The organism is Streptomyces sp. NPDC005866 (assembly GCF_040629895.1).
Taxonomy (GTDB): domain Bacteria; phylum Actinomycetota; class Actinomycetes; order Streptomycetales; family Streptomycetaceae; genus Streptomyces.
On the sequence record NZ_JBEXWP010000023.1, the window covers coordinates 65,324 to 88,966 of the forward strand.

General features: G+C 71.0%; 24 protein-coding genes, 1 tRNA gene and 1 pseudogene. 14 read left to right on the top strand and 12 right to left on the bottom strand.

Translation table 11 applies throughout. The features are described from left to right. Positions 1–19 precede the first annotated feature (19 nt). On the top strand, positions 20–925 hold the full coding sequence (locus ABZ396_RS29455; protein ID WP_358917551.1) for a peptidoglycan-binding protein: 906 nt from the start codon (positions 20–22) through the stop codon (positions 923–925). Positions 926–1,034: 109 nt separating this feature from the next. Beyond that, positions 1,035–2,303, top strand: coding sequence for a GH25 family lysozyme (locus ABZ396_RS29460; protein ID WP_358917553.1), 1,269 nt, complete (start codon positions 1,035–1,037; stop codon positions 2,301–2,303). A 268-nt stretch (positions 2,304–2,571) separates the two neighbouring features. On the opposite strand, the gene ABZ396_RS29465 is transcribed toward ABZ396_RS29460, so the two are convergent. Beyond that, a complete protein-coding gene (locus ABZ396_RS29465) occupies positions 2,572–2,805 on the bottom strand; it encodes a hypothetical protein (RefSeq protein ID WP_358917554.1) in 234 nt (77 codons plus the stop codon). A 309-nt stretch (positions 2,806–3,114) separates the two neighbouring features. Between ABZ396_RS29465 and ABZ396_RS29470 the strand changes: the two are divergent. Continuing rightward, positions 3,115–3,342: pseudogene (locus tag ABZ396_RS29470) on the top strand (carboxymuconolactone decarboxylase family protein); the annotation flags it as partial. 304 nt (positions 3,343–3,646) lie between these two features. Here ABZ396_RS29470 and ABZ396_RS29475 read toward each other — a convergent pair. Together ABZ396_RS29475 and ABZ396_RS29480 are read right to left on the bottom strand one after the other, a co-directional pair. Further along, complete coding sequence (locus ABZ396_RS29475) at positions 3,647–3,979, bottom strand: plasmid stabilization protein (protein ID WP_358917556.1); 333 nt, start codon at positions 3,977–3,979, stop codon at positions 3,647–3,649. Positions 3,980–4,022: 43 nt separating this feature from the next. Beyond that, a complete protein-coding gene (locus ABZ396_RS29480; protein WP_358917558.1) occupies positions 4,023–5,069 on the bottom strand; it encodes an oxidoreductase in 1,047 nt (348 codons plus the stop codon). Between the two features lie 260 nt (positions 5,070–5,329). Between ABZ396_RS29480 and ABZ396_RS29485 the strand changes: the two genes are divergently transcribed. Next, the gene (locus ABZ396_RS29485; protein ID WP_358917560.1) at positions 5,330–5,746 is read left to right on the top strand and encodes an SsgA family sporulation/cell division regulator; all 417 of its coding nucleotides are present in this window, start codon (positions 5,330–5,332) and stop codon (positions 5,744–5,746) included. A 129-nt stretch (positions 5,747–5,875) separates the two neighbouring features. Here ABZ396_RS29485 and ABZ396_RS29490 read toward each other — a convergent pair whose 3' ends face one another. Further along, positions 5,876–6,715, bottom strand: a complete 840-nt coding sequence (locus ABZ396_RS29490) for an isocitrate lyase/phosphoenolpyruvate mutase family protein (RefSeq protein WP_358917561.1) — start codon at positions 6,713–6,715, stop codon at positions 5,876–5,878. Positions 6,716–7,042: 327 nt separating this feature from the next. Between ABZ396_RS29490 and ABZ396_RS29495 the strand changes: the two genes are divergently transcribed. The 3 genes from ABZ396_RS29495 to ABZ396_RS29505 all read left to right on the top strand — a co-directional run bounded on the left by ABZ396_RS29495 (position 7,043) and on the right by ABZ396_RS29505 (position 10,758). Further along, positions 7,043–8,680 carry an ABC-F family ATP-binding cassette domain-containing protein gene (locus tag ABZ396_RS29495; RefSeq protein ID WP_358917562.1) on the top strand — a complete coding sequence of 546 codons (1,638 nt, stop codon included), beginning with the start codon at positions 7,043–7,045 and terminating at the stop codon, positions 8,678–8,680. 98 nt (positions 8,681–8,778) lie between these two features. Continuing rightward, complete coding sequence (gene ddaH, locus ABZ396_RS29500) at positions 8,779–9,555, top strand: dimethylargininase (RefSeq protein ID WP_358917564.1); 777 nt, start codon at positions 8,779–8,781, stop codon at positions 9,553–9,555. A gap of 228 nt (positions 9,556–9,783) precedes the next feature. Further along, positions 9,784–10,758, top strand: coding sequence for an acyl-ACP desaturase (locus tag ABZ396_RS29505; RefSeq protein ID WP_358917565.1), 975 nt, complete (start codon positions 9,784–9,786; stop codon positions 10,756–10,758). 107 nt (positions 10,759–10,865) lie between these two features. Here the strand turns inward: ABZ396_RS29505 and ABZ396_RS29510 are convergent, their stop codons facing one another. Beyond that, positions 10,866–11,477: a hypothetical protein gene (locus ABZ396_RS29510; protein ID WP_358917567.1), complete on the bottom strand. Its 612-nt coding sequence runs from the start codon at positions 11,475–11,477 to the stop codon at positions 10,866–10,868. A 180-nt stretch (positions 11,478–11,657) separates the two neighbouring features. Here ABZ396_RS29510 and ABZ396_RS29515 point away from each other — a divergent pair, with 180 nt between their 5' ends. After that, positions 11,658–12,863, top strand: coding sequence for a dipeptidyl aminopeptidase (locus ABZ396_RS29515; protein WP_358917569.1), 1,206 nt, complete (start codon positions 11,658–11,660; stop codon positions 12,861–12,863). Between the two features lie 78 nt (positions 12,864–12,941). Here the strand turns inward: ABZ396_RS29515 and ABZ396_RS29520 are convergent, their stop codons facing one another. The 3 genes from ABZ396_RS29520 to ABZ396_RS29530 all read right to left on the bottom strand — a co-directional run bounded on the left by ABZ396_RS29520 (position 12,942) and on the right by ABZ396_RS29530 (position 13,469). Next, complete coding sequence (locus ABZ396_RS29520; RefSeq protein WP_358917570.1) at positions 12,942–13,118, bottom strand: hypothetical protein; 177 nt, start codon at positions 13,116–13,118, stop codon at positions 12,942–12,944. Positions 13,119–13,146: 28 nt separating this feature from the next. Continuing rightward, positions 13,147–13,217, bottom strand: a tRNA-Glu gene (locus ABZ396_RS29525). Then, positions 13,215–13,469: a WhiB family transcriptional regulator gene (locus ABZ396_RS29530; protein WP_358917572.1), complete on the bottom strand. Its 255-nt coding sequence runs from the start codon at positions 13,467–13,469 to the stop codon at positions 13,215–13,217. The genes ABZ396_RS29525 and ABZ396_RS29530 overlap by 3 nt, the downstream gene beginning before the upstream one ends. Before the next feature lie 259 nt (positions 13,470–13,728). On the opposite strand from ABZ396_RS29530, the gene ABZ396_RS29535 reads away from it, so the two are divergent. Then, the gene (locus ABZ396_RS29535) at positions 13,729–14,517 is read left to right on the top strand and encodes a VOC family protein (RefSeq protein ID WP_358917574.1); all 789 of its coding nucleotides are present in this window, start codon (positions 13,729–13,731) and stop codon (positions 14,515–14,517) included. A gap of 24 nt (positions 14,518–14,541) precedes the next feature. Here ABZ396_RS29535 and ABZ396_RS29540 read toward each other — a convergent pair whose 3' ends face one another. Together ABZ396_RS29540 and ligD are read right to left on the bottom strand one after the other, a co-directional pair. Continuing rightward, positions 14,542–15,579, bottom strand: a complete 1,038-nt coding sequence (locus ABZ396_RS29540) for a LacI family DNA-binding transcriptional regulator (RefSeq protein WP_358917674.1) — start codon at positions 15,577–15,579, stop codon at positions 14,542–14,544. A 116-nt stretch (positions 15,580–15,695) separates the two neighbouring features. Then, positions 15,696–16,715 (bottom strand): non-homologous end-joining DNA ligase, encoded by a 1,020-nt coding sequence (gene ligD / locus ABZ396_RS29545; RefSeq protein WP_358917576.1) that lies wholly within the window; start codon positions 16,713–16,715, stop codon positions 15,696–15,698. Between the two features lie 206 nt (positions 16,716–16,921). Here ligD and ABZ396_RS29550 point away from each other — a divergent pair, with 206 nt between their 5' ends. Next, positions 16,922–17,986 carry an ATP-dependent DNA ligase gene (locus tag ABZ396_RS29550; RefSeq protein WP_358917578.1) on the top strand — a complete coding sequence of 355 codons (1,065 nt, stop codon included), beginning with the start codon at positions 16,922–16,924 and terminating at the stop codon, positions 17,984–17,986. A gap of 9 nt (positions 17,987–17,995) precedes the next feature. Here ABZ396_RS29550 and ABZ396_RS29555 read toward each other — a convergent pair whose 3' ends face one another. Next, positions 17,996–19,138, bottom strand: a complete 1,143-nt coding sequence (locus ABZ396_RS29555; RefSeq protein ID WP_358917580.1) for an alcohol dehydrogenase catalytic domain-containing protein — start codon at positions 19,136–19,138, stop codon at positions 17,996–17,998. Between the two features lie 224 nt (positions 19,139–19,362). Between ABZ396_RS29555 and ABZ396_RS29560 the strand changes: the two genes are divergently transcribed. Further along, positions 19,363–20,277, top strand: a complete 915-nt coding sequence (locus tag ABZ396_RS29560; protein WP_358917676.1) for a DUF3048 domain-containing protein — start codon at positions 19,363–19,365, stop codon at positions 20,275–20,277. Here the strand turns inward: ABZ396_RS29560 and ABZ396_RS29565 are convergent. Continuing rightward, positions 20,274–20,738, bottom strand: a complete 465-nt coding sequence (locus tag ABZ396_RS29565) for a MarR family transcriptional regulator (RefSeq protein WP_358917582.1) — start codon at positions 20,736–20,738, stop codon at positions 20,274–20,276. The two genes, ABZ396_RS29560 and ABZ396_RS29565, sit on opposite strands and share 4 nt — an antisense overlap. 222 nt (positions 20,739–20,960) lie before the next feature. Between ABZ396_RS29565 and ABZ396_RS29570 the strand changes: the two genes are divergently transcribed. The 3 genes from ABZ396_RS29570 to ABZ396_RS29580 are packed head-to-tail and all read left to right on the top strand — an operon-like array spanning position 20,961 to position 23,559. Next, positions 20,961–21,716, top strand: coding sequence for a CoA transferase subunit A (locus tag ABZ396_RS29570; protein ID WP_358917584.1), 756 nt, complete (start codon positions 20,961–20,963; stop codon positions 21,714–21,716). Then, positions 21,716–22,360 (top strand): CoA transferase subunit B, encoded by a 645-nt coding sequence (locus ABZ396_RS29575; RefSeq protein ID WP_358917586.1) that lies wholly within the window; start codon positions 21,716–21,718, stop codon positions 22,358–22,360. Before ABZ396_RS29570 ends, ABZ396_RS29575 begins: the two co-directional genes overlap by 1 nt. Then, entirely contained in the window at positions 22,357–23,559 is a 1,203-nt protein-coding gene (locus ABZ396_RS29580; RefSeq protein ID WP_358917588.1) for a thiolase family protein, read from the top strand. Before ABZ396_RS29575 ends, ABZ396_RS29580 begins: the two co-directional genes overlap by 4 nt. Positions 23,560–23,643: the final 84 nt, after the last annotated feature.

Below are 23,643 nucleotides of genomic sequence, written 5' to 3' on the forward strand. Positions count from 1 at the left end.
GGAAGAAGGACGCACGACTATGAGCGATGTGAAGCATTCCGCACTACTGCGGACGAGAAGGGCCGTGCTCGGAGCCCTCACGGCGGTACTCGTCTCCGGCGCGGTGCTGGCCGGGCCCACCGCGGCGTCGGCGGATTCGGCCGATATCAGGCTGGGGCAGGCGGACCTGAACGGGCTGGCGTACAACGCCGGGACCGTCGACGGCGTCAGCGGACCGCAGACCGAGGCAGCAGCCGAGTCCTTCCAGTCCGACCGGTGCCTGAGCGTCGACGGGATCCTCGGCACCCAGACGCTCGGAGAGCTGGAGACCGTCGTCAAGGAGGTCCAGAGCAAGGCAGGGGCCGACCAGGACGGCGACTACGGCAGCGGCACCACCACCGCCGTCAAGAACTACCAGAGCGCACACCAGCTCACCGCCGACGGCATCGCCGGCCCGGACACCATGAAGTCGATGGGCATCGCGCGACTCGTCGCGAGCTGCCACACCGGCAGCTCCCAGCGCGACAAGATCGTGAACGTGGCCAAGAGCCAGCTCGGCGTCCGCGCCGACTCCGGCAACTGCGTCCCCGGCAAGCCCTACAGCATCTGCGCAGACTGGTGCGCGGCCTTCGCCACCTGGGTGTGGCGGGACGCCGGGGAGAACATCCCGTTCATGACCTACGTGCCGAACGTCTACGACTGGGCGGTCAGCCACAACCGCTGGTACGGCACCGGCCAACTGCACTCGGCGCTCCCCGGCGACATGATCATCTTCGGTACCGCCACCAACCGCTACCACATCGGGATCGTCGACCACGTCAGCGGATCGACCGTCTACGTGATTTCCGGCAACACCTCCAACCCGAGCAACTCCAGCCAGATCGGCGTCTACGACAAGAGCTACCCCCTGTCGAGCTCCGTCTTCTACGGGCTGGTCCGGCCCTAGCCGCACCGGCACCACCGCTCGCCTGCCGGCCGGCGCCGCGACCCCACGCACCACGTGCCCCGCGGCGCCGGTCCAGCCTGCAACGACCTTCGAGAACGGAGAACCACCGATGAAGAGGAACCTGGCCGCCGCTGTCGCGCTCGGCGTCACGGTGCTGGCCGCATCGGCCGGTCCAGCGCACGCCGAAGCCCGTGTGGCAGCGATCCCGGCATATTCGGCCCACCCCTGGCACGAGGACGCCGACCACATGGGCTCCGGGCTCACGGCCCGGATGCCGGCCGGGACTTCTCACGACTCCACCACCGCACCGGCCCCCAACGTCACGGCAACGCTGAAAGGCCTGGACGTCAGCGCGTTCCAGGAGAACATCAACTGGCCCTCGGTGGCGTCGAACGGCGCGTCCTTCGCCTACGTCAAGGCGACCGAGGGCGTGGACTACACCAGTAGCCAGTTCTCCCAGCAGTACAACGGTTCCGCAGCGGCGGGCCTGATCCGCGGCGCCTACCACTTCGCCCTGCCCAACACCTCCGGCGGCAGCGCCCAGGCCGACTACTTTGTCGCCCACGGCGGCGGCTGGTCCGACGACGGCAAGACCCTCCCCGGCGCGCTCGACATCGAGTACAACCCCTACGGAGCCACCTGCTACGGCCTCAGCCAGAGTGCGATGGTCTCCTGGATCTCCGCGTTCAGCACCGAGTACCACAGCAGGACCGGCCGCTACCCGATCGTCTACTCCACCCGGGACTGGTGGTCGACGTGCACCGGCAATTCGGCCACGCCCGGCCAGCACGACCCGCTGTGGATCGCCGACTACGGCGGTTCGCCCACTCCGCTGCCGGGCGGCTGGAGCACCTACACGATCTGGCAGTACGCCGACAGCGGCACCTTTCCCGGCGACCAGGATGTCTTCAACGGCACCACCGCAGACCTCAAGACCTTCGCCCACGGCACCTACACTCCGCCCCCGCCGCCCCCTGGCAGCGGCTGGCCCGTCGTCTCAGAGGGCATGACCGGACACAGCACCACAACCATCCAGTACCTGCTCAACGCCCACGGCTTCGTCCTGACGGTGGACGGCGACTTCGGTCCGGCGACGCGGAGCGCGGTGGTCGCCTTCCAGACCAGCAAGGGCCTCACCGCCGACGGCATCGTCGGCCCCAGAACCTGGCAGACCCTCATCATCACCGTGCAGGAGGGCGACAGCGGACCGGCCGTGAAAGCCGTCCAGGACGAACTGGCCGCGCATGGCCACCCCGTCACCCTGGACGGCGACTTCGGTCCGGCCACGCGGAGCGCGGTGGTCGCCTTCCAGACCAGCAAGGGCCTCACCGCCGACGGCGTCGTCGGCCCGAACACCTGGCAAGCGCTCGCCTCCTGACTTCGACGCTTCCCACCAGAGCGCAAGCATGCGTTCGCGCCTGGCGAGAACCACTGCCATCACCACCGAACCCGCGCGCCGAACGCCCACTGGGGGGCCGCTCGGCGCGCGGGTTCCGCCCGTAGCCCGTCCGAGAATCTGCGAACGCGCGCGCTTCCGCGTGAAAGTCGCACGCGAGAAGACCGGGCAACGGAATGTGGAGCACGAGTTGGTCAACCGTGGTCCTGCCGATCCATGAGACATCGACCGGCTGAGACACAGCTACGGGTCATATAACGCCATCCAGCGCCGTCGCGTCCGGCAGCTGCGCCGTTGCCGCCACGATCTCGGGAAACATCCCTGCGAGATCGGTGCCGTTGCCCGAGCGCAGCACCACTCGCCCTGCTTCGACGGAGATCTGCGCCCGGAAGCCGTCCCATCTGGGCTCAGCCGCCCACCCCTGCGGCAGGTCGGGGCTGTTCACGGCCGCAGCGAGCATCGGCTCGGGAAGTGTCCAGGTCATGGGCGCGGCATTCGGGCGGACGTCAGGCCCAGGTCAGGTCGTGTCCTGTGCCGCGGCGGACGACGAGCCATTCCTGGAAGCCGGCGAGCATGTTCCCGACTGGCTTCGTCCGCTTCAAGCAGCAGCGTTTGTCCGCCGGTTTGGTCAGCAGTCGACGTTCTTGGGCCCATGGATTTCACGAGAAATAGCAGCAGTCCACAGGGACGGGCCGCGGGCGCAGGCCCGGGGCGGCGGTGGTTGTCACATGCGCAGGCCGGACGGTGTCTTCATGCCGAACAGTCCACAGGGACGCGTGCGAGGAGAGACATCATGACGCTGCGCCTGCCGAAGGCCGAGCTTCCCGCCGAGCTCAAGGAGAACATGATCAAGCAGCTGGGCGTCGTGCCCGAGAATGTCGAGGTGCTGTGGCACAGCCCCCGGGTGACCCAGGACAACCTGGAGTTCGGTGCCAAGGTGGGCGCGTGGGACGAGGTGGACCCGGGCCTGAAATCGTTCGCGCACATGGCCGTCGCGTCGCAGGTCGGCTGCAGCTGGTGCAGGTCGTGGGGAGGTGGTCCCGACTGGCGGTCGCCAGCAGCCCCGGGCCTCCCGGACAGCGGAGATGCGGCGATCCCACACGTCCCGGTGATGACAGATGCGACATAACGTCACATACCGCCCTCTCGGTACGGCGCGCCACGCGTGCGTGCGCCAACGGCTCGGAGCGAAGCCCGGCGAACGGCGCGAGCCGCTCGCGTGCGCCGAGGGGCCGGGACCCCACGAACAGCCCGACCCGCTCGCGCGCGAGGACGGGTCGGGACAGAGGCCGCTGGACGCCCGGCTCGGGCGTGTGCGGTGTGGGTCAGCTCTTCTTGGCGTTCAGGGCGCGTTGCAGCTGTGCCTTGTTCATGTCCGAACGGCCCTCGATGCCGCGCTGCTTGGCCTCCTCGTAGAGCTGGTCATAGGTCGGCCCACCGGAGCCGCTGTGCGACCGCTTGCCGCCGCGCCTGCTGGACGACATGTCCTGGGTGGACGTACGGCTGGCGGTCTTGGACTCGCCGGAGCGGGCGCGTTCCTTGTTGACGGTCCGCGCGGCGATCTCCTTGGCGCGCTCCTCGTTCTCGCCCCGGTCGAGCGCGCTCTCCTTGATGTGCTCGTACTGGCGTTCCCGCTTGGGGCTGGATCCGCGTGGCATGACCTCTCCCTTCGTGGGTGTGCCGCCACCGGGTACCCGCGCGTCAGCCCTCCAGACGTGCCACCCGCCCCTGCTCACCGGCCGCCCAGCAGTTCATGTCCCGGGTGCAGTCGACGGTGTCGTAGGAGCCGGCGTCGACGGTCCGCCAGGTGCGGCCGCCGTCGGTGGTCAGGTCGGTGCCGGTGGGGCCGACAGCGAGCGCGGCGGTGCGGCTGTACGGCAGCCACGCGACGCCGGAGCGGTAGGCCGACGGCGGTGTCGTCGCGGACTGCCAGGTGCGGCCGCCGTCGCGGGTGACCGCGGACGCCTGCGGCGAGGGCAGGCCGGGACGGTAGTCACCGCCGACCGCGAGGCCGTGGGCGGGGTCGCGGAAGGCGAGGGCGAAGACGCCCTTGGCCGGATCGCCCGCCGGGACGGGCGTGTCGGCGGCGGTCCAGGTCAGTCCGCGGTCGGTGGAGTGCAGCACGCGCGCGTGCGCGGAGCCGCCGGTGGCCAGCCAGGCGTCCTTCGGCCCGGAGGTGACCAGGCACTGGCCACTCGCCGCGAAGCCCGCCTCGCCGTCCAGGGCCGCCGGCATCCCGGTGTTCGGCAGCACCCGCCAGGAGCGGCCGCCGTCGCCGGTGGCCAGGATGCGGAACTTCCCGCCCACCGGGTCGCTCACGGCGAGGCCGTGGCGGCGGTCGAAGAAGGCCAGGCAGTCGTAGAAGGCGCCGGCGTCGGTGTTGCGGAACGACTCGGTCCAGGTCGCCCCGCCGTCGTCGGTGCGGTAGACGCGGGACGCCTCGCCCTCGCCGATGGCCAGCACCACCGCGCTGCGCGCGTCGAACGCCTCGACGTCCCGGAACTGGAGGCCGCCCGCACCCGGCGGAGAGACGTTCCGCCAGCTCGTCCCGCCGTCGGCGGTGCGCAGCACGGTGCCGGCCGTTCCAGCCAGCCAGGCGGTGTCGCGGTCGACGGCGGCCAGGCCACGGAACCGTACGTCCGGTGTGCCGGTGTCCTTGAGCACCCAGTGCGGTGCCGGTGTCGCCGCTCGCGCGGAGCCTGTGGTCAGCGCGGCCAGCACCGCCCCGCACGCCACCCCCACCGCCACCGCTCGGCTCGTTCGTCCCGATCGTCCTGCCCGCCGCGTGCTCCCCAAGCGCCTCATGGCGCCGGAAGCTAGTCGACTGTCCCGGTGCCGTCCAGAGGGCCCGGCCGCCCCATGGGCCCGGTAAGGCCCAGGTGTGAATGAGCCCGGTGACAGAGGTCACTCGCACTTCGTGTGCACGGATCGGCCGCTTCCGTCGTCTCTTCCAGTGCCAGGTCTCACACGCCCGGAAATTCGTCCAGTCGTCACTAGGGAGCAAGGCGTTGTCCACCGTCATCGAGCAGCCCGTAGAGGCTCGCCTGGTCGCCGCGTCGCCGCGCATGCCGAGCATTCCCGCCAGCCTGCGCTACGACAGCGAGGACCCCTTCGCCGTCCGCATGACCTTCCCCGCCCCGGCCACCCTGGACGGCGTCGAGGTCTGCTGGACGTTCTCCCGCGACTTGCTCGCGGCCGGCCTGCACGCCCCCGAGGGCAAGGGGGACGTCCGGGTCCGGCCGTACGGCTACGACCGGACCGTGCTGGAGTTCCACGCCCCCGAGGGCACCGCCGTCGTCCATGTGCGCACGGGCGAGATACGCCGGTTCCTGGAGGCGACCGGTGACTTGGTGCCCACCGGTCTCGAACACCTCCGGCTGCACCTGGACCACGACCTGGCCGAGCTGATGCGGGACGCCTGCTGAGCCAGGGGGTGTCCGGCGGACCACGCCGGCGCCGCAGGCCCTGGCACGCGCTCCCTCAGAGGGGGCGCACCGCTCGGCCCGGCCGGCGAGCGGTGCTTCTCGCGGCCGACCTGATCCGGCGGGCCCTTTCTAGCCCTCCCGCGCCAGCAGGGCGTTGAGCTCGCCGTAGCCGAGCCCGCCCGCCAGCGCCCCGTACGTTCCCGCGTCCAGCAGCTCCCGCGCGGCGCGGCGGACGGCCGAGTGCGCGGCCTCGGCCAGGCCGGAACCGGCGCTCACCCGGGCCACGCCGAGCGCGGCCAGTTGGGCGACGGGCGGCGCGCCCGGGCCCACCAGCACATTGAGCGGCCCGTCGACACCTTCGACGAGCGCCCTGACCGTCTGCGGGTCGACGACCCCGGGGACGAAGATCCCGTCGGCGCCCGCGGCCCGGAAGGCGGCGGCGCGCTCCAGGGTGGCGTTCACTCCCCCGGCACCGCGCAGGAAGGTGTCGATCCGGGCGTTGACGAACAGCGGCACGCCCTCCTTGTCCGCAGCCTCACGGGCGGCGGCGATACGCTCGGCCTGCCCCGCCACCGACCGCAGCGGCCCGCTCCCCGCCTCGCCGTACAGCGCGTCCTCGATATTGACGCCCACCGCGCCCGCCGCGAGCACCGCGCGGACGGTGTCGGCGACACCCTCCGGGTCCTCGGCGTAGCCGCTCTCGATATCGGCGCTGACCGGAACCCGCACCGTGGCGGCGATGCGCGCGACGGCCTCCATCGCTCGGTCCCGGTCCAGCCGGTCGCCGTCGGCGGCGCCCAGGGCCCAGGCGAGCCCGGCGCTGGTGGTCGCCACCGCGGCGGCGCCCGCGTCCTCGGCGAGCCGGGCACTCACCGCGTCCCAGGCGTTCGGGAGGACGAGCGGACGCCCCGGCACATGCAGGGCGTGGAAGGCCAAGGCGCTCTCTCGAAGGGTGCTCCGGTTCGTCATGCGGACCACCCAACCACGCCGGACGGAGCGGAGGCTGGCAGGAATCCGCCATGCATGTGACATGGGGGCTGGTGCTTAATCGCGTTGACAGCCCGTTGGGCTCCTCCTACGTTGTACGACGGTTCTGTTGCCGTCGATTGGAGAGGGACGTTGCTCGTCTGAGGCCCCGAGACACCGCGTCACACCCGTGAGGTGTGTCTGTGGCGTTCGGCCTCGGCGTGCGAGCCGTCCTCCGGCACGGGATCTCCTTCCCGGCCCCTCGGCCGCTGTCCCGCGGTGTCTCGACACGCGTCTGCCCCCGACACAGCTAGCAACCGCGAGGCGCCCATGTCTGCTTCCGTCACCTGCACGTCCCTGTCCTTCTCCTGGCCCGACGGCTCCCCCGTCCTCGACGGCCTCGAGGTCGCCGTAGGCCCCGGCCGGACCGGTCTCGTCGGCGTCAACGGATCAGGGAAATCAACGCTTTTGAAGCTCATCGCCGGTGAGCTCACCCCGTCGGACGGCTCCGTGAAGGTGACCGGCGAGGTCGGATACCTCCCGCAGAACGTCACCCTCGAGACCGCGCTGCGCGTCGACGAGGCGCTCGGCATCGCCGCCCGGCGGGCCGCGCTGCACGCCATCGAGGCGGGCGACGTGTCCGAGGCGCACTTCGAGACGGTCGGCGACGACTGGGACGTGGAGGAGCGCGCCCTGGTCACCCTCGGCGAGCTCGGACTCGGCCACATCGGACTCGACCGGACCGTCGGCGAGGTCTCCGGCGGCGAGTCGGTGCTGCTGCGGCTGGCCGCGCTGCTCCTGGACCGGCCGGACGTGCTGCTGCTCGACGAGCCCACCAACAACCTCGACCTGTACGCGCGCAAGCGGCTGTACGCGGCCGTCGCCTCCTGGCCGGGCCTGTTGATCGTGGTCAGTCACGACCGTGAACTCCTCGATCTTTCCGACCAGATCGCCGACCTGCGCTCCGGGGAGATCACCTGGTACGGCGGCAACTTCTCCGCGTACGAGGAGGCTCTCGCCGTCGAACAGGAGGCGGCCGAGCGTACGGTGCGGGTCGCCGAGGCCGATGTCCGCAAGCAGAAGCGCGAACTGTCCGACGCCCAGCTCAAGCTGGCCCGCCGCAAGCGGTACGGGCAGAAGATGTACGAGCAGAAACGCGAGCCGAAGATCGTCATGGGGGCGCGCAAGCGGGCGGCACAGGAGTCCGCCGGCAAGCACCGCATCCTGCACGAGGAGCGGCTCGCCGAGGCCAGGGAACGGCTCGACGAGGCGGTGGAGGCGGTGCGGGACGACGACGAGATCCGCGTCGAGCTGCCGTACACGGCCGTACCGCCGGGCCGGGACGTGCTGACGCTGCGGAATCTGGAGCTGGCCCACGGCGCGCGCGTGCGGGGCGTTCTCGATCTGCGCGGTCCGGAGCGGATCGCGCTGATCGGCCGCAACGGCGCGGGCAAGACGACGCTGCTACGGACCATCGCCGGGGAGCTGGAACCGGTCGCGGGCGAGGCGCACGCGCACGTGCCGCTCCGTTTCCTGCCGCAGCGGCTCGACGTCCTCGACGGGGAGCGGACCGTCGCCGAGAACGTGGCCCGGTTCGCGCCGGGCGCCACCAACAACCGGATCCGGGCCCGGCTGGCCCGCTTCCTGTTCCGGGGCGCCCGCGCCGACCAGCAGGCGGCCACGCTCTCCGGCGGCGAACGCTTCCGCGCGGCGCTGGCCGCACTGCTGCTGGCCGAGCCGGCCCCGCAGTTGCTGATGCTGGACGAGCCGACGAACAACCTCGACATGGCCAGCGTGCGGCAGCTCACCACGGCCCTGGAGTCGTACCAGGGCGCGCTGATCGTGGCAAGTCACGATCTGCCGTTCCTGGAGTCGATCGGGGTCACACGCTGGCTGCTGATGGCCGACGGTGAGCTGACGGGCACCACACCGGACGAGGTGGCGCGTCTCAGGACGGGCACAGCCTGACAACAAGGGTTTTGACCACACGGACCCGCCCTGCATGATGGCGGTCCGGCGCCCCCACAATGGGCGCCGGACCGAACCGCCGACCCCGGAGTCCCGTCGTGCCCAGCAAGAAGGCCCTCATCCGCCGCCCCAGCCCGCGCCTCGCCGAAGGTCTGGTGACGCACCTCGAGCGGGAGAAGGTCGACGTAGAGCTCGCCCAGAAGCAGTGGGAGGCGTACGCCGAGACGCTGCGCGCGCACGGCTGGGAGACCATCGAGGTCGATCCGGAGGACGACTGCCCGGACTCGGTCTTCGTCGAGGACACGGTCGTCATGTACCGGAACGTGGCGCTGATCGCCCGGCCCGGCGCCGAGTCCCGGCAGGAGGAGACCGCCGGTGTCGAGGAGGCGGTGGCCCGCCTCGGCTGCTCGGTGAACTGGATCTGGGAGCCGGGCACCCTGGACGGCGGTGACGTCCTAAAGGTCGGAGACAACGTCTACGTCGGCCGCGGCTCACGCACCAACGCGGCCGGGGTGCAGCAACTTCGGGCCGCGTTCGAACCGCTCGGCGCGCGTGTGGTCGCCGTACCGGTGAGCAAGGTGCTCCATCTGAAGTCGGCGGTGACCGCGCTGCCCGACGGAACGATTCTGGGGCACATCCCGAACGTGGACCGGCCCTCGCTGTTCCCGGGCTTCCTGGCGGTGCCCGAGGACGCGGGCGCCCATGTGGTGCTGCTGGGCGGCGGCAAACTGCTGATGTCGGCGAGCGCCCCGAAGACGGCGGAACTGCTGGCCGACCTCGGCCACGACGTGGTCACGGTGGACATCTCCGAGTTCGAGAAGCTTGAGGGATGCGTGACGTGCCTCTCGGTGCGGCTGCGGGAGCTGTACGTCTGACCGGGTGCTCGATTCGCCGCTCGCACCCGCGGGACCTGCGGCTCCCGGGGCCGTTTAGCATGTCCCGATTCGCCCTGGGGACAGCATCTGATCAGCAGTCTTTACGACGCGCTTAACCTACGGTTACGTAACCTACGGGTTCGTAGCCTACGATCAGGTAGGTTCCGGCACCGCTCGCCGGTCTCCCCCCGTTCATTCGTTCGTGTTCGGCGTCCCCCTGGAGTTCTCGTGACGATCACTTCTCCCCACCTCGGCAGCTCCTCCGCATGGACCGACGCGCGGCTGCTGTACGCCCTGGAGGAAGTGGTCGAGCAGGAACTGAACCGCCATCTGAAGGTCGCCAAGGACTGGATGCCGCACGAGTACGTGCCGTGGTCGGACGCCCGTAACTTCCCCGGCTTCTTCGAGGACGGCGAGGCCTGGGGCAAGGAGCAGTCGCAGGTCACCGAGATCGGCCGGATCGCCCTGGTGGTGAACCTGCTCACCGAGGACAACCTGCCCAGCTACCACCACGAGATCGCCTCGCTGTTCGGCCGGGACGGCGCCTGGGGCACCTGGGTGCACCGCTGGACCGCCGAGGAGGGCCGGCACGGCATCGTGATGCGCGACTATCTGCTCACCTCGCGCGCGGTCGACCCGGACAAGCTGGAGCAGTTCCGGATGGCGCACATGAGCGAGGGCTTCGAGTCCGACAACAGCCACTCGATGCTGCACTCGGTCGCCTATGTCGCCTTCCAGGAGCTCGCGACCCGCATCTCGCACCGCAACACCGGCCACCAGTCCGGCGACCCGGTCTGCGACCGCATGCTGGCCCGCATCGCGACCGACGAGAACCTGCACATGGTCTTCTACCGCAACCTGCTCAAGGCGGCCTTCGAACTCGCCCCGGACCTGACCATGCAGGCGGTGCGGGACGTCGTCGTCAACTTCCGCATGCCCGGCCACGGCATCCCCAACTTCGAGCGGGCCGCCGCCCAGATGGCCATCGGTGAGGTCTACAACCTGCGTATCCACCACGACGACGTGCTCCAGCCGGTGCTGCGCTTCCTGAAGGTCCTGGAGATCGACGGCCTCGGCCCGGAGGGCCTGCAGGCGCAGGAGGAACTCGGGCTGTTCATGGGCGGGCTGGACGCGGAGGCCCTCAAGTTCGACGAGAAGCTGGCCGCACGCAAGGCGCGGATGGCGGCCCGCGCCGGCGCGTGAACCCCACCGTCGCCCGGCGCCTCCTCACTGGGCGGTGCCGGCCCGGCTGATCGGGACCTGCCACGTCACGACCGGGGCACCGGTCGTGACCGCGGGGGCCGTCTCCGCTAGGCCGCCGCCCGTTCCTTGTAGCGCTGTGGATAGCGTTCGGTGAACTTCACCGCCCAGACCAGCAGGGCGATGGGAACGACCCAGTTGAGCCAGTCGCTCTGCCCGGGCAGCCTGATGGCCAGCCAGGTGGACAGGGCCATCAGCACGAAGACCACGCCCCAGGCCATGGTCAGCACCCTGTTGACGTGTGTGAAGACGGGTGAGCCCCAGAACTCGCGCGGCACCGAGTGGCGGGCGTACTGGGCGGTGAACGGGTCGGACAGCAGGGAGCCGAGCGCCACAACGGCCACGACCGCGTTGGAGAGGACCTGGGCGTAGGTCTCCAGCCAGATCAGCTCATGGCGGTCCAGGGCGAGGGCGAGGACGCAGAGCACGGCGAAGAACACGATGGCGGCCATGTCGAGCAGGAAGAACCGGCCCCGGAGCATGTCCTTGCCGGACAGGACGACCGCGGCGACCAGTGCCGCCAGCGCCGCGTACTCCCAGGTGCTGGGGTTCGCGACGACACCGAAGATGATCCACGGCGCGAACGAGAAGAAGATGCTCCCGGTGCCGACGGGCTTCTCCGCCCCGGTTCTGACGGCGGGCCGCTGTTCCGTGTGTCCCATCGGAGCTCCTCCCAACGCGACATGGCTCTCCTATCAGCGTGCCGCGCGAGCGGGCCGTCCGCATGCTCTCCGGTGTGCGGCGCCGTCGCGGTGCTCCTAGCGTGGGATGGACGTGCGACGGATGCGCCGGGACCGTCCCGGCGACCCAGGGGGTGGCCGCATCCGCTGCCGGGAGCCGCCATGACCTACCGGTTCAGCAAGAACGAGCAGTTCGACTACGAGATCCGGCTCGCCCTCGGCTCGGCCTGGCGGCAGGGCGCCGACGTGGGCGAGGTCCTGGCCACCGTGGCCGCGGCGGCGGACGCCGACGGCGAGACCTGGTTCCGGGCCTGGTCCGGGCTGGCGGACCGGGTCCGCGAGCAGGCCGGCCGGAGCGCGGCCGAGGGCTGTACGGTCTCCGCCCGCGAGGCGTACCTGCGGGCCGCCGGGTACTTCGGCACCGCGCTGGTGGCCGTGGACGCCTGCGCGGATGCCGAGGCGCGGCTGCGCGAGGTCTTCCCCCGGCACCGGGACTGCTTCGACCGCTTCCTGAGCGCCTGGGACCCGCCGGCGGAGCGGGTGTCGATCCCCTACGAGGGCGACTCCCTCCCCGGCTACCTGATCGGCCCGCCCGGCGCCGGCGGCCCACGGCCCACGCTGATCGCCAACAACGGCAGCGACGGCCCCCTCAGCAGCGTCTGGACCCTGCTCGGCGCGCCTGCCGTGGCCCGCGGCTACCGGGTGCTGCTCTTCGACGGTCCCGGCCAGCAGTCGATGCTGTTCGAACGCGGGGTCAGTTTCCGGCCCGACTGGGAGCATGTCATCACCCCGGTCGTGGACTTCCTCCTCTCCCGCTCCGACGTCGACGAACGCCGGCTCGTGCTGGCCGGGGTCAGCCAGGCCGGCTACTGGGTCCCGCGAGCGCTGGCGTTCGAGCACCGGATCGCCGCCGCCGTCGCCGACCCGGGCGTCGTCAGAGTCGTGGACAGCTGGTGGCACAACCTGGGGCCGGACCTGCGCGCGCTGTGGGAGTCCGCCGACCGGGCGGCCTTCGACGGCATCATCGCCCAGGCGCTCGGCGAGGACCCGGCGCTGGCCGCGATATGGCGCTGGCGGGCCAAGCCGTACGGCATCGACTCGCCGTTCGACCTGCTCAGCGAGATCTCCGCGTACGACATCACGCCGGTCGCCGACCGGATCAGCACCCCGCTCCTGATCACCGACCCGGAGGGTGAGCACTTCTGGCCGGGCGCCTCGCAGCGGCTCTACGACGCGCTGCCGGGCACCAGGCAGTTGATCCGCTTCACGGCGGCGGAGGGCGCGCATCTGCACTGCGAGCCGATGGGCCGCGCGCTCTTCGAACAGCGGGTCTTCGACTGGCTGGACGCCCTGCTGGCGTCCGTCTAGAGGCCCTTCCAGCGGGCGGGGCGGCCGGATTGGAACCGGCGTGCTCTGACTCCTGAGACCGGTGCGCCTGCCTCTGCGCTACGGCCCCGCCCCGGTGCCGCGTGTCCTGCGGCGGCGCAGTCGTCCGTCGTGGGCGAAGGAGGCGGCGACCCGCTCGGCGCGCAGCCACACCGGGTCGTCGACGGGCAGCGCACGCAGCTTCCCCACGGCCTCGTGGAAAGCCACCAGTTCCGCCTCGGTGATCGCCTCGCTCATCCGCTCCCGCCCCGTGTCCGCCGTACCGTGGTCCCCGCCGGATTCGAACCGGCGTATCCGCCCTGAGAAGGCGGCGAGTCCGGGACGGCCGTGGGCTCAGCGGGAGGTGCGCCGGAGTTCCAGCCGCTCCTTCTCGGACAGGCCGCCCCAGACGCCGAAGCGTTCGTCGTTGTCCAGCGCGTACTCCAGGCAGGCCGAACGCATCTCGCACATACCGCAGATGCGCTTCGCCTCCCGCACCGAGCTGCCGGGCTCGGGGAAGAAGAAGTCCGCCCCGGTCTGCGCGCACAGCGCCTGCGCCTGCCAGACCGGGACGGGCGTGCGGGGCGGGGTGGTGGTGTCGAAGTGCATGGCCAGGATCGTGCCGGGCGGCGAAAAACGTTCGATCAACGCCCGCTCAACGCAGGAGCGAGGGACCACGGCAGCCTTGATGATGCGCTCCGGCAGCACGCCTGCGCACGGCGGCGCGCGCAACGGAATCAAAACCCGGCGAGTGCGTCAAGTGACCCACGATAAGCGGGTTCCGGTGGGCGTGCTCCGGCAGCGTTTGTCAGTGGGCGGTGGAAGACTCGGCTGTGCAATGAACGGGACCCTTCCGAGGAGGGCGATGATGCTCACCACCCGTTTCGTCAACGGCGCTCCCAACTGGATCGACCTCGGCACCCCCGAGATCGACGGCGCCGTCTCCTTCTACAACGGCCTCTTCGGCTGGCAGTTCCAGTCGGCGGGGCCCGACGCCGGCGGTTACGGCTTCTTCCAGCTGGACGGCAGGACCGTCGCCGGCGGTATGCAGACCACTCCCGAGCAGGGGCCGCCGTCCTGGACCGTGTACTTCCGGAGCGAGGACGCGCAGGCCACGGCCAAGGCCGCCGAGCAGGCGCACGGCGGCGTCCTCGCCCAGCCGATGGACGTGATGGGCCAGGGCCATATGGCGATCCTCGCCGACCAGGCGGGCGTGCCCTTCGGCATCTGGCAGCCCGGGCAGACCCAGGGCGTGGAGGTGGCGGGCGATCCGGGTTCGCTGTGCTGGGTCGAGCTGTACACCCCGGACATCGCGGCGGCCGCCGCTTTCTACCACAGGGTGCTCGGTCTGGAGACCTCCGGAGTGCCTTACCCCGGCGGCACCTACACCTGTATCAACCCGGCGGACGGCGACGACGACTCTATGTTCGGCGGGATGGTCCCGCTGGCCGAGGACCCGGCCGAGGCACAGGTCGGCCCGTACTGGCTGCCGTACTTCGAGGTCGAGGACCCGGACGCGGTGGTCGAGAAGGCGCAGCAGACCGGTGGCAAGGTGCGGATGCCGGCGACCACGCTGGAGGGTGTGGGCCGGATGGCCAAGCTGGCCGACCCGTACGGCGCCCGCTTCGCGGTGATCAGGGGCGAGCAGCAGGGCTGAGGTGGAGAGGGAGGCGGAGAGGGCCTAGGCGGTGGCGCGCCTCACCAGTGTCGTGGGCAGGATGACGCTGGACGGCGCGCCCGTCGCCGGCTTGCCCCGGGTCAGGGAACTGAACAGGAGCCGGGCCATCAACCGGCCCATCTCCTCTATGTCCTGACGGACCGTCGTCAGCGACGACTCGGTCTGTTCGGTGACGGGCAGCACATCGTCGAAGCCGATCACGGCCACGTCCTCGGGCACCCGGCGGCCGCGCTCGCGCAGGACGCGCAGGGCGCCGAGCGCGGTGAGGTCGTTGGCCGCGAACACGGCGTCGACGTCCGGGCAGCGGTCGAGGAGTTCGCCCATGGCGCGCTCGCCACCGTCCGGGGTGAAGTCGCTCGGCACCACCAGCCGTGGATCGGCCTCCCCCATGACGTCCATGACATCCCGGTAGCCCTGGAGGCGGTCGGCCGCCGACGTCTGGTCCAGGGGGCCGGTGATATGGCCGATCCGGGTCCGGCCGAGGCCGGCGAGATGGCGTACGGCCTCCTGGGCACCGCCCCGGTTGTCGCAGTCGACGTACACGGCACTGTTCGTGCCGTCGTTCCAGCCGGGCCGTCCGCCGAACACGGTGGGGACTCCGGCGCCCTCGATCAGGCCGGGCAGCGGGTCGTCGAGATGCAGCGAGAAGACGAGCGCGCCGTCGACATGGCCGCCGGTGAGATAGCGGGCCACACGCGCGTGGTCGTCCCGCCCCTCGGTGAGCAGCAGCACGAGTTGGTTGTCGTGGGCGGTCAGCTCCTTGCTGATGCCGCGCAGTTGGAGGGCGAAGAAGGGGTCGGTGAAGATCCGGGTCTCGGGTTCGGCGATGACGACGGCGACAGCGTCGTGCCGTTTGGTCACCAGGCTCCGGGCCGCCTGGTTGGGGACGTAACCGAGTTCCTCGACCGCTTTCCGGACCCGTTCGGCGAGGGGTTCGCGCACCCCGTCCCCGCCGTTGACCACCCGTGACACGGTGGCCCGGGACACCCCGGCTCGCGCGGCCACGGCCTCCAGTGTGGGGCGCGACACTGCCTCGGACACCTGGCCCTCCCATCGGCGGCTGGCGATCAGCATAGCCCCGGGCGTAAGGGCCGGCGGGAGCGCTCTGCAGGTGTGGCAGCCTGCCGGCGGACCGGTGAGCGCTCCAAGGCCCGTCGTCAGGAGGGCTGTTCGGGCCGTGCCCGGCTCGGCTGGACGCGCTTGGGCTCGCCCGGCATCTTCGGGTACTCCGGCGGATACGGCAGGTCGCCGAGGCCGTGCTCATGCTCGTCGCGGCGGGCGAGTTCCAGGAGCGCGTCGAGGGAGTAGGCGTGGCCGTCCATGTCGGCGTGCACATCGCCGACTTCGGCGAACCGGGCCGGCATCGTGGCGAGGTCGAAGTCGCCCGGCTGCACGTGGTCGACCTCCTCCCAGCGCAGGGGCGCGGAGACCGGTGCGTTCGGGAGGGGCCGCAGGGAGTAGGCGGAGGCGATGGTGCGGTCCCGGGCGGTCTGGTTGTAGTCGACGAAGATGCGCTCGCCGCGCTCCTCCTTCCACCACTTGGTCGTCACCTGCTCCGGCATCCGGCGTTCCAGTTCGCGGCCCACGGCGATCGCGGCGCGCCGGACCTGGGTGAAGGTCCAGCGGGGTTCGATGGGCACGAAGACATGCAGCCCACGGCCGCCGGAGGTCTTGGGCCAGCCGCGCAGCCCGCCGAACTCGTCCAGCACGGCGCGCAGTTCGTGGGCGGCGCGGACGGCGTCGTCGAAGCCGGTGCCGGGCTGCGGATCGAGGTCGATGCGGAGTTCGTCGGGACTGTCCACGTCGGTGCGGCGCACCGGCCAGGGGTGGAAGGTGAGGGTGCCGTACTGGGCGGCCCACACCACTGCGGCCTCCTCCGTGGGGCACATCTCGTCGGCGCTACGGCCGCTGGGGAAGGTGATGTGGGCGGTGGGGATCCAGCCCGGCATGCCCTTGGGCGCGCGCTTCTGGTAGAACCACTCGCCCTCGATGCCGTCCGGGTAGCGCTGGAGTGTGGTGGGGCGGTCGCGCAGGGCGCGCAGGATGCCCGGGGCCACGGCCGCGTAGTAGCGGGCGACGTCCAGCTTGGTGAAACCGCGCTCCGGGAAGAACACCTTGTCAGGACTGGACAGCCGTACGGCCCGGCCGGCCACGTCCAGCTCCACCGCATCACCCATGCGGCCACGGTAGGCGTACCGCCCGCCCCGCGCACATCGGCTACGCCCGGGGCACGGACCAGGTGACGGCGGGCCGTCGCCGGACGTCGTGGACGATCCGCTCGGGACGGCTGCCCTTGGCCACGGTCCGGTTCGTGATCGACACGTGCGGATCCGGACGTGCCGCGCGACGAGCGGACCCGGGGGCGCGCTCGTAGAGTCATGGCATGGATCTGCCGGTGATGCCACCCGTGAAGCCGATGCTCGCCAAGTCGGTGGCGACGATCCCGCCGGACATGCAGTACGAGGCGAAGTGGGACGGCTTTCGCGCGATCGTGTTCCGGGACGGCGCCGAGGTGGAGCTCGGCAGCCGCACCGGGAAGCCGTTGACCAGGTACTTTCCCGAGCTGGTGGCGGCGTTGAAGGAGCGGTTGCCCGAGCGGTGCGTGCTGGACGGGGAGATCGTGATCGCGCGGGAGGGCCGGCTGGACTTCGACGCGCTGACCGAGCGGATCCATCCGGCGGACTCCCGGGTGCGCACCCTGGCGGAGCGGACGCCAGCCTCCTTCGTGGCCTTCGATCTGCTGGCGCTGGCCGACGAGTCCCTGCTGGAGGTTCCGCTGACCGACCGACGCGCCCTGCTCACCAGTGCGCTGGCCGGGGTCACCCCGCCGGTGCACCTGGCGCCGGCGACGACCGATGTGGACGTGGCCCGGCAGTGGTTCGAGCAGTACGAGGGCGCCGGCCTGGACGGGGTCATCGCCAAGCCGCTCACCCTGCGCTATCGCCAGGACGAGCGTGCCATGTTCAAGGTCAAGCACGAGCGGACCGCCGATGTCGTGGTGGCGGGCTACCGCTTCCACAAGAGCGGCCCGGTGGTCGGCTCACTGCTGCTGGGTCTGTACGACGACCGGGGCGCCCTGCAGCACGTGGGCGTGTCGGCCGCGTTCCCGATGAAGCGGCGGGCCGAGCTGATCGAGGAACTGGAGCCGCTGCGCATGGACGACGTCTCCGGGCATCCGTGGGCGGCCTGGGCGGAGGAGGCCGCCCACGAGTCGGCCAGGCTGCCCGGCGCACCGAGCCGCTGGTCGGGCAAGAAGGACCTGTCCTGGGTGCCGCTGCGGCCGGAGCGGGTGGCCGAGGTGGCGTACGACCACATGGAGAACGGCGCCCGCTTCCGCCACACCGCCCGCTTCCGCCGCTGGCGCCCGGACCGCACACCGGAGAGCTGCACCTACGCCCAGTTGGAGGAACCGGTGCGCTACGACCTCACGGAGATCCTGGGGTCATGACCCCCCGCCTCAGGGTTTCATGAGGATCTTGACCGCGCCGTCGTGCTTGTGCTGGAACATGTCGTAGGCCTGCGGTGCCTCGGACAGCGGCAGCCGGTGGGTGGCGAAGTCCTCGGCGCCTAGCGGGTCCTGGTCCCTGAGGTAGGGCATGATCTGGTCGGTCCAGCGGCGGACGTTGGCCTGGCCCATGCGTAACTCGACCCCTTTGTCGAACAGGGTGAGCATGGGTATCGGGTCGGCCATACCGCCGTAGACTCCGCTCAGCGAGATCGTGCCGCCGCGGCGGACCAGGTCGATCGCCATGTAGAGGGCGCCGAGCCGGTCGACGGAGAAGCGTTCCGCGAGGGGTTCGGCGATCTTGCGGGGCAGCAGTCCGGTGGCGGTCTGGGCCAGCTTGGCGGCGGCGCAGCCGTGCGCCTCGGTGCCGACGGCGTCGATCACGGCGTCCGGGCCGCGGCCGCCGGTCTCGACGCGGATGGCATGCACCAGCATCTTCTCGTGGTCGAACGCCCGCAGGTCGTATGTCTCGACGCCCCGGGCACCGGCCCGTGCGAGCCGCTCGGGCACCAGGTCGACGCCGAACACCCGCTCCGCCCCGCGCGCCTTGGCGATACGGCAGGCCATGTCGCCGATCGGCCCGAGACCGAGGACAGCGAGAGTGCCGCCGGGTGGGACGGCGGCGTACTCGACGGCCTGCCAGGCGGTGGGCAGCACGTCCGAGAGGTAGACGAAACGGTCGTCGGGCGGTCCCTCGGGCACCTTGAGGGGGGCGTAGTGGGCCTGCGGCACGCGCAGGTACTCGGCCTGGGCGCCGGGCACCCAGCCGTAGAGCCGGGTGTACCCGAAGAGGGCGGCGCCCATGCCCTCGCCGGTGACCTGGGTGGTCTCGCACTGGGTCATCAGACCCGCCGAGCACATGAAGCAGTGCCCGCAGGCGATCTGGAACGGCACCACGACCCGGTCGCCCGGCCGCAGGTTCGGCACCCCGGCGCCGGTCTCCTCGAAGATACCCATCGGTTCGTGGCCGAGGATGTCGCCCGGCGTCATGAAGGGGGTGAGCACCTCGTACGGATGCAGGTCCGAGCCGCACAGGCCGGTCGAGGTGATGCGGATGACGGCGTCCGTGGGCTCCTCGATACGAGGATCGGGCACGGGTACCCGAGGCGCGCCCGCCTGAACCGCCCCGTCCCACGGCGCGGGTCACCCCGTGTACCAGATCAGGGGTGTTCGGAGCGCGACTGGAATCGACCAGGTATGGCCACCGATGAGTAGATGAGCACACAATCAAGGGGACGAACGGGGTGACAACGGTGGGCATACGACACAGGGCGCCGACGCGCCGGACCGCGCTGACGGCGACGCTGGCCGCGGCCGTGATGACGGCCTCCCTCATGGCCGGCTGCACCCGGCACGGCCCGTCGGAGGACGGCCGCGCGCCGCACGGCAGCCAGGCACCGGACGGGCAGCACACCGCCGGCACCGGCTCCGTACTCGCCGTGAAGATCGACAACGTCGCCGCGGCCCGCCCCCAGACAGGGCTGGACTCGGCTGACGTGGTGTACGCGGAGCAGGTGGAGGGCGGGCTCAGCCGGCTGATGGCGGTGTACGCCACCAAGCTCCCCGCGGTCATCGGCCCGGTCCGCAGCGCCCGCGAGTCCGACCTGGAACTGCTGCGCCAGTTCGACCGGCCGACACTCGCCTTCTCCGGCGCCCAGCACAAGCTGCTCCCGCTGATCGACCAGGCACCGCTGCGGCCGGAGACACCTGATGCGGCGTCCGGCGCCTACTACCGGGGCAGCGACAAGCCGGCCCCGCACAACCTGTATCTCCGCCCGGCCAAGCTGATGGACGGGGTGCCCGGCAGGGCGGCGCTCACCACCGGCTTCCGCTACGGCCCGGCGCCGGCCGGTGGCGCGGTCACCGCCACGCGCACCGTGCGGTATCCGGTGGCCCGCTTCACCTTCACCTGGTCCGCCGACCGCGAGCGCTGGCTGGTGTCGATGGACGGCACCCCGTCCCGGACGACGGCCGGGAAGCGGGTGGCGGCCGCAACGGTCGTGGTGCAGCACGTGCGTGTGCGCACGTCCAGATATCACGACGTGCTCGGCAACTACACGCCGTTCACGGAGACGGTGGGGTCGGGGAAGGCCGAAGTGCTGCGGGACGGGCGGTCGTTCGAGGCCACGTGGACGCGGCAGGAGGCCACGGACGGTACGTCGTACACGGGGGCGGACGGCACTCCGGTGGAGTTCGCCGACGGGCCGGTGTGGGTGGTGTTCTCGCAGGCTTAGGCCTGCGGGACGAGGGGCCCGGTCGGATTGCGCAGCCCCTCCGCCGCGTCCGAGACCCGGCGGATCAGATCGAAGAACTGCGTCTGCTCCTCCGCCGAGAGCGGGGCCAGGAAGACCTGGTTCATCCGGGCGGTGCGCACGGTGAGTTTGCGATGGGTGCGCAGCCCGTCGTCGGTGAGGCGCAGCAGGAAGCGGCGGCCGTCCCGCGGGTCGCGCACCTTGTCGAGGAGTCCGCGCCGGCCGAGCCGGCTGATGACCTCGGCGATGGTCGACCGGTCCAGACCCACCCGCTCCCCCACCGTGCGCTGGTCCAGTCCCGGCTCGGAGACGAGCGCGTTCAGGACGGCGAACTGCGGCGAGGTGATCTCCTCCGAGACCATCGTGTTCCACAGCAGGTAGTGGGCCTGCTGAAGCCGCCGGGCCAGGTGCCCGGGGTGGGTGGTGAGGTCCACCGCGGCCATATGCGCTCCTGTGGTCCGAATTCGTTGGTGCACTGAACGATACTCGCAGTCACCCATCACGTCTGCACACTCGTCTGCCATCACGCGAGGTCTTGACGGGTGGCGACGTCGGTGGCAGCGTGACAGCTGTCTCGCTGGATTACTCAGTGCCCTGATTAATTCTTCGATTGATCAGACGCGGAGCGCGTCACCCGGGCGCCAGGAAGAGATGGGGCTTCACGGATGGACAAGGTGGTCGCCACGGCCGGGGAGGCGGTGGCCGATGTGCCGGAGGGCGCGTCGCTGGCGGTGGGCGGTTTCGGGCTGAGCGGTGTTCCGAACGTGCTGATCGAGGCGTTGTACGAACGCGGGGTCGGCGGGCTGTCGGTGGTGTCGAACAACTGCGGGGCGATGGACACGGGGCTCGCGGTGCTGCTGGCGGCCGGGCGGATCGCCCGGGTCACCGGCTCGTACATCGGGGCGAACAAGGAGTTCGCGCGTCAGTATCTGGCCGGTGAGCTGGAGGTGGAGCTGATCCCGCAGGGCACCCTCGCCGAGCGGCTGCGCGCGGGCGGCGCCGGGATACCCGCCTTCTACACCCCGGCCGGGGTGGGCACGCAGGTCGCGGACGGTGGGCTGCCCTGGCGCTACGACGGCACCGGAGGCGTCGCGCTGGCCTCGCCGGCGAAGGAGGTCCGGGACTTCGACGGCACCGAGTACGTCCTGGAGCGCGGGATCCGTACGGACTTCGCGCTGGTGCGCGCCGCGAAGGGGGACCGGCACGGGAACCTGGTCTTCAACAAGTCCACCCGGAACTTCAACCCGCTTGCCGCGATGGCCGGCAAGGTCACGATCGCGGAGGTGGAGGAGCTGGTGGAGCCCGGCGGGATCGATCCGGACGCGGTGCATCTGCCGGGGATCTTCGTGCAGCGGGTGGTGGCCCTGACCCCCGAGCAGGCGGCGGACAAGAAGATCGAGCAGCGGACGGTGAGCAGCTGATGGCCTGGACGCGCCAGGAGATGGCCGCGCGGGCGGCCCGCGAACTGAGGGACGGCCAGTACGTCAATCTGGGTATCGGCCTGCCCACGCTGATCCCGAACTATCTGCCCGCGGGGGTGGAGGTGGTCCTGGAGTCGGAGAACGGCATCCTGGGCACCGGCCCGTACCCGACCGCGGACGCCGTGGACCCGGATCTGATCAACGCGGGCAAGGAGACGGTGACGGTCCTGCCGGGAGCCTCCTTCTTCGACTCGGCGCTGTCGTTCTCCATGATCCGCGGCGGGCACATCGATGTCGCGGTGCTCGGCGCGATGCAGGTCTCCGCGAGCGGGGACCTGGCGAACTGGGCGATCCCCGGCAAGCTGATCACCGGGATCGGCGGGGCCATGGACCTGGTGCACGGCGCCCGCACGGTCATCGTGGTGATGACGCACACCGCGAAGGACGGCTCACCGAAGATCCTCACCGCGTGCGCGCTGCCCCTGACCGGCAAGGCATGCGTCGACCGGATCATCACCGACCTGGGCGTCCTGGACGTCACGGACGACGGACTCGTCCTCGTCGAGACCGCGCCCGGGGTCGGTGTCGAGGAGATCGCCGCCAAGACCGACGCGAAACTCACTGTCCCGGAGGGTCTGCTGTGAACACCGTGTACATCGTCGACGCGGTGCGGACGCCGATCGGCCGCTACAACGGCGGTCTCGCGGGCGTGCGCCCGGACGATCTGGCCGCCCACGCCATCCGTGAACTGCTCGCCCGCACCCCCGGGCTGGACCCGGCCCGGATCGAGGACGTCTACTTCGGCAACGCCAACGGCGCCGGCGAGGAGAACCGCAACGTGGGCCGGATGGCCGCACTGCTGGCCGGCCTGCCGACCAGCGTGCCGGGCGTCACCGTCAACCGGCTGTGCGCGTCCGGCCTGGAGGCGGTCATCCAGGCGGCCCGTGCGATCGCGGTCGGTGATGCGTCCATCGCCGTGGCGGGCGGCGTGGAGTCGATGACCCGCGCGCCGTACGTGCTGCCCAAGAACGACCGGCCCTTCCCGGCAGGCCATACCGAGTTGTACTCGACCACACTCGGCTGGCGCATGGTCAACCCCAGGATGGCCCCGCAGTGGACCATCCCGCTCGGTGAGAGCGCGGAACTCATCGCCGACAAGCACAAGATCAGCCGTGAGCAGCAGGACGAGTTCGCCCTCGCCTCCCACCAGAAGGCCGTCAAGGCCCAGCAACAGGGGCTGTTCGACGCCGAGTTGGCCCCGGTGTCGATCCCGCAGCGCAAGGGTGAGCCGGTGGTCCTCGGCGCGGACGAGTGCGTACGGCCGGATGCCTCCCTCGCCGCGATGGCCAAGCTCAAGCCGTCCTTCCGCACGGACGGCGGGACGGTGACCGCGGGCAACGCGTCGCCGCTCAACGACGGTGCGGCGGCGCTGCTGCTCACCGACGAGGAGGGGCTCAAGGCGGTCGGGCGGGAGCCGCTGGCCCGGGTCAGCGCGTCCGGCGTCTCGGCGATCGACCCGGACTACTTCGGGCTCGCGCCGGTGGAAGCGGTGCGGCGTGCCCTGCGCAAGGCCGGCAAGGGGTTTGACGACCTGTCGGTTCTTGAGCTGAACGAGGCCTTCGCGGCGCAGGTGCTCGGTTGTGTCGCCGAGTGGCCCGAGCTCGATCCGGCCATTCTCAATCCGCAGGGCGGTGCCATCGCGTTGGGGCATCCGCTGGGTGCGTCGGGGGCGCGGCTTGCGGGGACGGTGGCGCATCAGCTGGCGCGTCGAGGCAGCGGCAGCGGTGTTGCCACGTTGTGCATCGGCGTCGGTCAAGGGCTCGCGCTGGTTCTTGAGCGGTAAACGGCCAGTCCAGCACCTGCGGGTGCGTCGTGGCTGGTCGCGCCCACGCGGCGGAGCCGCATATCGATACGGCCCCGCGCCCCT